5 protein-coding genes and 1 pseudogene are annotated in these 8724 nt (G+C 68.0%); 1 reads left to right on the forward strand and 5 read right to left on the reverse strand.

Annotated elements, in window-relative coordinates; all coding sequences use genetic code 11:
- Window position 1 precedes the first annotated feature (1 nt).
- The 5 genes and pseudogenes from ABZ880_RS34915 to ABZ880_RS34935 all read right to left on the reverse strand — a co-directional run bounded on the left by ABZ880_RS34915 (window position 2) and on the right by ABZ880_RS34935 (window position 7581).
- Complete coding sequence (locus ABZ880_RS34915) at window positions 2-3145, reverse strand: DUF3427 domain-containing protein (protein WP_361271320.1); 3144 nt, start codon at window positions 3143-3145, stop codon at window positions 2-4.
- 430 nt (window positions 3146-3575) lie between these two features.
- Window positions 3576-3656, reverse strand: a pseudogene (locus tag ABZ880_RS34920) (RidA family protein); the annotation flags it as partial.
- 124 nt (window positions 3657-3780) lie between these two features.
- A complete protein-coding gene (locus ABZ880_RS34925; protein ID WP_361271322.1) occupies window positions 3781-4791 on the reverse strand; it encodes an SEC-C domain-containing protein in 1011 nt (336 codons plus the stop codon).
- A gap of 76 nt (window positions 4792-4867) precedes the next feature.
- The gene (locus ABZ880_RS34930; RefSeq protein ID WP_361271346.1) at window positions 4868-6037 is read right to left on the reverse strand and encodes an MFS transporter; all 1170 of its coding nucleotides are present in this window, start codon (window positions 6035-6037) and stop codon (window positions 4868-4870) included.
- 71 nt (window positions 6038-6108) lie between these two features.
- Window positions 6109-7581 (reverse strand): beta-1,6-galactanase, encoded by a 1473-nt coding sequence (locus ABZ880_RS34935; protein ID WP_361271325.1) that lies wholly within the window; start codon window positions 7579-7581, stop codon window positions 6109-6111.
- Window positions 7582-7853: 272 nt separating this feature from the next.
- Here ABZ880_RS34935 and ABZ880_RS34940 point away from each other — a divergent pair, with 272 nt between their 5' ends.
- Window positions 7854-8633: a class E sortase gene (locus ABZ880_RS34940; RefSeq protein WP_361271327.1), complete on the forward strand. Its 780-nt coding sequence runs from the start codon at window positions 7854-7856 to the stop codon at window positions 8631-8633.
- Window positions 8634-8724 lie beyond the last annotated feature (91 nt).

Genomic DNA, 8724 nt, shown 5'->3' on the forward strand with positions numbered 1-8724 from the left:
GCTACCCAGCAGCGATCGTCGAGTACGTCCAAACGTCAGCCGGTAGCTCGTGCTGAAGGTCCCACGTGATCGCCATCGGCTTGCTGCCCGTGTGCTTCGCATAGGTTGCCGGGCCGAGGAACATCCAGGGCTCGGACTTGCCGATGGCGTTGGACTTGTAGCGGCGCAGGAACAGGAGGACGTGGCTGCCCTGTTCGGCGTGGTGTCGGTAGCGCAGGCCGGTCTTGGAAGTCTCGGGGGTGGTGCTCTGCGACTCCCAATGGAAGCGGCTGGGACTGATCGCGTAGTCCTTGTAGCGGACGCTGGGGGAAAAGTCCCGTTCGTTCTTTTCCAGGGTGATCAGCAATGCGTCGGTCTTGATCTCTTCAACCCAGGTCACCCCCTGCGCAAACACCCCCGGCATCTGTCCGCCCAACCGCGCCACCCCGAGCGCTGACAAGACCTCGGAGCGGTTGTACGCGCTGTGGATCTTCAGCGGGAGGTGGTCGAGCGGCCCCTCCAGGGGGACGGGGTAGTGGTCGGTGCGGTCGAGGACGTACGACAGGACCTGCTGAAGTTCTTCGCGGACCAGGTGCTGCGCGCGGAGGGATTCGAGGCCCTCGCGGTAGCTGGAGAAGCCGCCCGCCTTGTCCCACAGGTTGAAGAAGAGCATGCGGGCGTATGACTGCTCGGTCGGGGAGAGGGAGCCGTAGTCAGGAGCGTCGTCCGCGAGGAGGCGGAGGTACGCGTCGGCTCGGGCCCGGTCGTCCACGTGGAGGAAGGCGTGGACGCGCTTGAGGAGGTCCTCCTCGCCCGGCAGCGGGGCCTCCTTGATGACCCCCGCCTTGCGCAGGACCTTGGTCCAGGAGTTGTCGCTCTTGTAGAGCTCCTTGATGTCCCGCCGGCTCTCGCGCAGGTACGCGTCCAACCTCGGCGTGCTGTAGTCCCGGACCTCCTTCGCCAACGTGTTGATGGTGGCGTTGAGTTGGGTGCGGATGTTCTCCAGGACGAGGTCCTTCGACTTGCCCTCCAAGATGATCTGGCAGCCGGAAGGCAGTTGCGGGAAGTCGCGTTCGATGCCGTCGACCAGACGGTTGCGGGTCAGGTTCGTCAGTGCGCGGAACTGCTCCTCGAAGCGGAATTCCGCCCGGTGCTGACCAATGAAGTCCAGCACTGTCAGTACCGGCTTGTTCGGCGTACGGCGCAGACCGCGCCCTAGCTGCTGGAGGAAGACGGTCGCGCTGTTCGTGGGGCGAAGGAGGAGCAGGGTATCGACGTCAGGGATGTCCAGGCCCTCGTTGAACAGGTCGACGGAGAAGATGACTTGGACCCTGCCGTTCTTCAGGTCGTCCAGCGTCTGCTCCCGCACCGCGGGGGACGAGTCGCTGTCCAGAGCCGCGGCGCGAAGCCCCACCCTGTTGAATTGCTTGGCCATGAAGTGGGCGTGCTTCTTGTTCACGCAGAAGCCCAGGGCGCGCATGGCGGCGGGGTTGGAGATCTTGTCCCTGACCTGCTTGAGGACGATGAGGGCCTGTCCGTCGTCGGCCGTATAGACGTTGCCGAGTTCATCTCGATCGTAGGTGCCCGATCGCCACTTGAGCCGTGTCAGATCCGTACCGTCGGGGATTCCGAAGTAGTGGAACGGGCACAGCAGATCGGCTTCCAGGGCTTCCCACAGCCGCATTTCGGCGGCGATCCGGCCCTTGAAGAACTCGTCCTGCACATTGAGCCCGTCCATCCTCTCCGGTGTCGCGGTGAGGCCGAGCAGTTCGGTCGGCTTGAAGTGCTGGAGCACGCGGCGGTAGGTGCTCGCCGTGGCGTGGTGGAACTCGTCGATGACGATGACGTTGAAGTGGCCGGGATCGAGCTGCTCCAGCCGCTGGAGATTGAGGGACTGGACGCTCGCGAAGACGTGGGTCCAGTTGCGAGGCTCCTGTCCGTTGTGGAGCAATTCACCGAACGACGCGTCGGCGAGCACCTCCTGGTAGGTACGCAGGGACTGCTTCAGGATCTCCTTGCGGTGAGCGACGAACAGCAGCCGAGGGAGCTCTCCGCCGCGCTGGTCGCGCATGGTGCGGTAGTCCAGGGCGGCCATGACGGTCTTGCCCGTGCCGGTGGCGGCGACCAGGAGGTTCTCGTGGTGCCCGCGGATCTCACGCTCGACCCGGAGACGTTCCAGCATGTCCCGCTGGTGCGGGAAGGGCTGCACTTCGAGGCCGGAGAGGTTGATCTTTAGGTCGTCGCCCGAACCCTTGCCGCCTGCTCGGGCTAGTGCCTCGGAGAGGCGTTCCCCGTCCGCATCGGGGTCGTACGACTCGAAGGCAGGGTCATCCCAGTACGCGTCGAAGGTCGCCTCGAACTTGTCGAGCACCCTGGGCGTGGCGACCGATGACAGTCGTACGTTCCACTCCAAGCCGTCGAGGAGCGCGGCCTTGGATAGGTTGGAGCTGCCCACGTAGGCCGTGTTGAAGCCGGTCTCGCGGCGGAACAGCCACGCCTTGGCATGCAGACGCGTGGACCGGATCTCGTAGTTGACCTTCACGTCGGCGCCGAACTCGCGGACCAGGCGGTCCAAGGCGTGTCTGTCGGTGGCCCCGATGTACGTGGTCGTGATGATCCGGATCGGGACTCCCCGCTTCTTTGCCGCGCGGAGCGAGTCCTCGAGCACCCGTATCCCGTGCCATTTCACGAACGCGCACAGCAGGTCGATGTGATCGGCCGTGGCCAGTTCCGCCCGCAGCTCGGCTCCCAGGTTGGGGTCGTCCGGGGCGTTGGTGATCAGCGCGGTTTCGGAGAGGGGGGTCAGGGGGCGGATTGCGTAGACGCCAGGGGCCTCCTGCTCGGCGAGGGCGAGCAACTGGCGGGGGCCGTCGGCGATGGCAGCGTCAGCGTCCTCATCCGGGTCGGGCGCGCTGGCGGCCAGCGACTCCATGATCTGGTTGGCGACGGCGACCTGCTTCTTGTGGGGCAGTTGAGCCAGTCGACGCCCTACGGCCTCGCCGATGTGCCGAGCCAGAACGTGCGGTGTGGATTCCTCGCTGACCTCCGCGTCGATGGCCTTCCAGCCAGCGGCTTCGAATCCCTCTATCTGGTCGAGCAGGTCCTGGGTGACGAGTTTTTCGTAGACGCCCGCGACCGGTTGCGTCAGGTCCCCCGATTCGGCCACGGCCGCTCCTTCGATCCCTCGTGGTTCTGCTGCACGATCTCTCGATCCAGTGGATCTGTTTTAACAGCAGGCACTGACAAACGAAGCGTCTGCGGTGAAATGTGATCGTTTTCAGACGGTGGTCCGAGGGGGACCTTGGAGTCGTCGCTCTCTGATTGGTTGCCGTAGGGGCCGCCCGCTTCTTTGGCAGTGTCGTGCTTCCGCGGCCCGCCTCAAGGGCGCTTCGCGTCGCCTTCGGCGATGGCCCTGCGGGCCACCCTTGACCCGGGCCGCTCCAGCACGGGTTGGAAGCGAGCGAGCGGCCCGGGGAAGCGGGGGTCCAGGGCGGGTGGGTGCGCTGTGGGCTGGGCAGTCGGCCGGGGGTAGGGGCGCGTCAGCGGTTCAGGGCACGCCGGGCTGGTTCAGCGGCTTCCACTGGGTGGGTGGGCGTTCAGTCGAGGACTGCCGTCGCTTCGATTTCGACCAGGTGGTCCGGGACGTCCAGCGCCGCTACGCCCAGCAGCGTCGTCGGCGTTTCCGCCGCGGGTCGAGTACACCTTTACCGAGGCGGGGCAGGGGCTGCGTGACCGTTTGCCGCCCGTCGCCGCTTCAGCGAGGGCGAAGGTGGCTGACGAGCGGCCGGGTGGCCGATACCGCTACGCGCCGTGGCATCCCTCGTAGACCCGCCCCGACCCGCACCAGCACACCGCCCCCCTCTGCGGCGGCCACTCCACAGCCCGCCCGCGCGCCGCCAGCGTCGTCGCATACTGCGGCAGCAGTTCCGCCTCACCCGGCGAAGCCATCTCCGACGCCGCGAACGCCTCGTACGACGGGACCGTGCCCGTCACGATCCCAAGGTTCGGCGTGCCGGAGGCGGCCAGCTCCCGCAGCGATCCTTCTATCGTCGCCAGGTGCTCCTCATGGGACGGGTACTCCACCGCCAGCGTCGGGTACGCCTCCACCAGTTCCGCAAGTTCGCCTGCCGGCCAGTGGAGGACCGCCACCGGGAAGGGGCGGGACAGTGCCTCGCGGTAGGTCCCCAACTCCGCCCGGAGGCGCGAGATTTCCGCTGCCAGTTCTGCCGGGTTGTCCGAGCCCAGGGACCATACGCGCTTCGGGTCGTGGAGCTCGTCCAGGGGGACCGGGGAGGAGTGCAGGAGGTCCGCAATGGTGTCCCACTCGTCATGGGGCACGCCCAGCATCCGCCGAACCCTGTGACGGCCGAACAACAGCGGATGCGTCGAGTACGGGGGCTCCTCCACGTCCGTCAGGAGCACACGCGCGCCCTCCGTGAACGTCTCCTCGGCCGCCTCCAGCTCGTCGTGGGACTCCAGCGCCTCCGCCACGATCACCCAGGGGGCCGGGTCGCGCGGGGACGCCGCCCTGACGCCGTCGATGATCGCTCGGGCCTCGGCCTCGTGGCCGTACTCCCACAGGTTCGAGGCCTTCAGGGCCCGTACGAGATAGGGGTTCTCGAGGCCGGCCTGGGACGACAGGAGGCTGTCGTAGAGCGCGGTCGCGGCGGGGCGGTCGCCGGCCAGTTCGAGGTGGGCCGCGGCCTGCAGGAGCAGGGCTTCGGCGTCCTCGGGATAGAGGCCGGCGGTTCGCTCCAGGCGGGCCGCTTCGGCGGTGTGGTCGACGTTCTCGGCAGGCGTGTCGGGGCGCATGAGGGAAACCGTACTGCCCATCACTGACGAAGAAGAGGTATGTGCTGGTCAAAGGGCGGGATCGGGAGACGGACCATCATTGCCCTTCCTGCCCTGCCGCCCCGTGCGCCGTGAGCAGCATCGTCAGCAGGCCTGCCAGGACGATGGCGGATCCCACGTACAGGGGGGCCGTGTAGCCGAGGCCCGCGCTGATGGCCAGGCCGCCCAGCCAGGCGCCCAGCGCGTTGCCGACGTTCGACGCCGATACGTTCGCGCTCGCGGCCAGCGGCAGTCCGTGGGCGGCGTCCGTGACTCGGGTGATCAGGCCAGGGACGGGGGCGAAGCCGAACAGGCCCAGGAGGAAGGTCAGGATCACCGAGGCGGCGGGGCTGCCTGCCAGCAGGCCGAACGCGGCGAGTGTGGCGGTGAGGGCGGTCAGGGATGCGATCAGGGCGCGGTCGCGGTTGCGGTCCGCGGCTCGGCCGCCGACCAGGTTGCCGGCCACGAGACCGCTGCCGTACACCACCAGGAGCCAGGCGACGTCCGTGTCGGAGAAGCCCGTGACCTCGGTGAACGTGTAGGCGAGGTAGCTGAACGCGCCGAACATTCCGCCGTAGCTGAGGGCGGTCGCGGTGAGGGTCAGCCAGACCTGGCGGGAGCGCATGGCCCGGATCTGGGCGGACAGTGCGCCTGCCGTGCCGGTCTCCGCCTCGGGTTTTCCCGCCCACTCCGGTACCAGTGCCGCGATGGCCAGCACCGCGACCACGCCGATCCCGGTGATCGCCCAGAACGTGGCGCGCCAGCCCCAGCGTTCGCCGACGAGGGCGCCGAAGGGGACGCCGAGCACGTTCGCGACCGTCAGGCCCGCGAACATCACCGCCACCGCTCTCGACGCCCGTTCCGGGGCGACCATGCGGCGGGCGACGAGGGAGCCGATGCCGAAGAACGAGCCGTGGCAGAGGGCGGCGACGACACGGCCCAGCATCATCACCGGGTAGTTCGGCGCGAGGGCGGAGACGAGGTTGCCGAGGACGAACAGCACCACCAGACCCGTGAGGACGGGCTTGCGGGGCAGTCCGGCGGTCGCGGCGGTCACCGCGATCGCGCCGACCGCGACGGTGAGGGCGTATCCGGAGATCAACCATCCCGCCGCGGCCTCGGACACCGCGAGGCTCCGGCCCACCTGCGGCAGGAGCCCCGCAATCACGAACTCGGTCAGACCGATCCCGAAACCGCCGAGCGCCAGCGCGACCAGCCCGGCCGGTATTGGTCCGGACGGCGTGGCGGACGGGGCGGTCGCGCCCCGCCCCTCCGCCTCGATGTCGGATCGCTCCGGCGTCAGATCGTCACCCCGTCGATCTGCAGGGTCTGCACCGCCTTCCCCGCGAGCGACACCGCCACGCTCTTCCCGCTCAAGTACGTGTCCGAGTACGACTTGTAGAGGTCGCCGCCCGTCGTCACCGTGTTCCAGCGCGGGACCAGGCCGCCCGAACCGCCCGTCACGGTCGTGAAGTTGGAGAGGTTGAAGGTGAAGGTCTGGGCGGACGACGACGTGTTGAGCGCCACGATCACCAGGCGCTTCGCGCTCGAGTCGTAGGCCGCGACCGCGTTGCTCACGCCCGTGTCGAGGATCTTCATGCCCGGGCGGATGTGCCGGCTGAACTGCGCCATCGTGTAGTACTTCGTCTGCACCGCGCCCGCCTGCAGCGTGCTCTCGTCGTACGCGATCATCGCCCAGTTCGTGGACGGGTCCATGACCTGCCAGTAGACCCAGGCGGTGGGGTGCAGCCAGCGGAAGTCGTAGAGGAGGTTGAAGGCGAGGGTGTAGCCGGTGCCGTCGTTGTCGCCGGTCTCCGAGTTCCACAGGGCCTTGCCCGCCGTGGTCACGACATCCGTGTAGAGCAGGTCGCGGCGGCCGCCGGAGCCCTGGTAGCCGTGGACGTTGACCCGGTTCACGTACCCCTTCGTCGTGGAGCTGAAGGAGTTCCAGGTGGTGCGCGCGAGGTCGTAGCTCGTCTCGTCGGACGCGGAGATCTTCGTGCTCGTCAGGCCGCGCTTGTCCAACTCGCTGCGCACATACGGCAGTACGGCCGACTGGACCGTCGAGTCCATGTGGCAGCCCTCCTGCGTGCCGGTCGCCGTCCACCAGCTGGAGCTCGGCTCGTTGAAGGCCTCGACCGTCGCGAAGTTCACGCCCCAGTTGTTCTTGGCGTAGAGGGCGACCGCGGCGAGGTGGGAGGCGTGCTGGCGGTAGTTCCAGGACTGGAGGTTGTTGCCGCCGCCGGAGGCGCCGGAGGGGTTGTGGTTCAGACACATCCACCACATGGGGGAGTTGGCGAACAGCTCGGTCGTCGCGCCGCGTGCCGTCGCCTTCACCAGCATCGCGCGCTGGGTGGCGTCGGCCGTCCACTTCCAGGCCGAGGAGGTCGGGTCCTCGTTGTTCCAGTCCTGCCAGTAGCCCTCGATCTGCTTGAAGGCGGGGATGTTGGCGGAGGCGACCATGCTCTCGCCGTTCACGCTGTTCGAGCTGCACGCGCCCAGGTTGTAGCGGGCGATGTTCAGGCCGAGGCCGGGGAGCGAAGTGCCGTTGTACGCCGTCGACTTGGTGGTGAAGAAGATGTCGGCGAAGTCGTCCCGGGCGCCGAACACATTGGCCCACCAGGCCAGGGAGGTGCCCCAGCCCTCCCAAGTGCCGTACGACGTCCCGGGGTTGACGGCGATCGTGGCATCCGCGCGTGCGGTGCCGGTCGCGAGAGCGCTGCCGAGGAGGGTGCCGCCGGCTGCGGTCAGCAGGGTTCTGCGTCGGATCATGGCTTCTCCGCCTTCGCTGGGTGGCCTGGCCCGTCAGGTCACTGGAGGGAAGCATCGGGTGTGACGGGTGGGGTTGTCGAGGGTTGTGCCAGCCCTTTCTAAAACCTATGTACGAAGTCCCGAACAGCCCGGGTCGTACGGCTGTCGCGGCACTGTCCCACGGCCCGAGGAGTGCAGGTCCGGTGAGTTGTGCGGGGGCGGGGAGGTGCGGGTCTGGTGACTTCGACGTCCGGCCCTTATCGTGCGGGCGGCCCGGTGAAGGAGGCGGACGGATGCGCGTTCCGGTCGTGCAGCACAGCAGCCGGCGACGGTCGGCACGGCGGCGGCGCGCGCTGTGGACCGGGGGCGAACTCCTCGTCACCACGGGGCTCGTGCTCCTGCTGCTCGTCGTCCACCAGCTGTGGTGGACCAACCGGGAGGCCAGGCGCGGGGCCGAACGCAAGGTGGAGGCGCTGGAGCAGGAGTGGGGCGACGGGGCCGCCGACAAAGGCGACGACGACTCCGATACGTCCGTCCCCGCCGCATCCCAGCCGCGCACCGGCACCAGCACCGGCAGCCGCCGTCAGACCACCACCGCCGGGCAGTCCCGCCCCTCCTGGTCCCAGGCCTACGCCATTCTCACCATCCCCCGGCTGGGCCTCCGCGTCCCGGTGGCCGAGGGTGTCAGCAAGCAGAACGTCCTCAACAAGGGGTACGTCGGCCACTACCGCGGCACCCAACAGCCGGGCCAGGCAGGCAACTTCGCCCTCGCGGGCCACCGGAACACACACGGCGAGCCGTTCCGGTACATCAACCGGCTGCGGGCCAAGGACCTCGTCGAGGTCGAGACGAAGACCGCGACCTACACATACGCCGTCGACAAGACACTCCCGCAGACCTCGGCTCGCGACTCGGGTGTCGTACGCCCGATTCCACGCTCGATCGTCAAGCCCCGCTACGGGTACTCCGAGCCGGGGTACTACATCACGCTGACGACCTGCACCCCGGAGTACACGTCGAGGTATCGGCTGGTGGTGTGGGGGAAGCTGGTGTCGATGCGGCCTCGGTCCTAGGTCGTGTCTTCGAATGATCTTGAGTGGTGGATCATGGTTGGGTGATACGTCGCCATGAACTGTCCGATGCCGAGTGGGAGTTCGTCCGGCC

Source organism: Streptomyces sp. NPDC047043, assembly GCF_040644055.1.
Classification (GTDB): Bacteria; Actinomycetota; Actinomycetes; order Streptomycetales; family Streptomycetaceae; genus Streptomyces.

Coding starts and splice junctions, on each gene's coding strand:
- ABZ880_RS34925 (WP_361271322.1), bottom strand. CDS start 4,791: ATGCGCCCCGACACGCCTGCCGAGAACGTCGACCACACCGCCGAAGCG.
- ABZ880_RS34935 (WP_361271325.1), bottom strand. CDS start 7,581: ATGATCCGACGCAGAACCCTGCTGACCGCAGCCGGCGGCACCCTCCTC.
- ABZ880_RS34940 (WP_361271327.1), top strand. CDS start 7,854: ATGCGCGTTCCGGTCGTGCAGCACAGCAGCCGGCGACGGTCGGCACGG.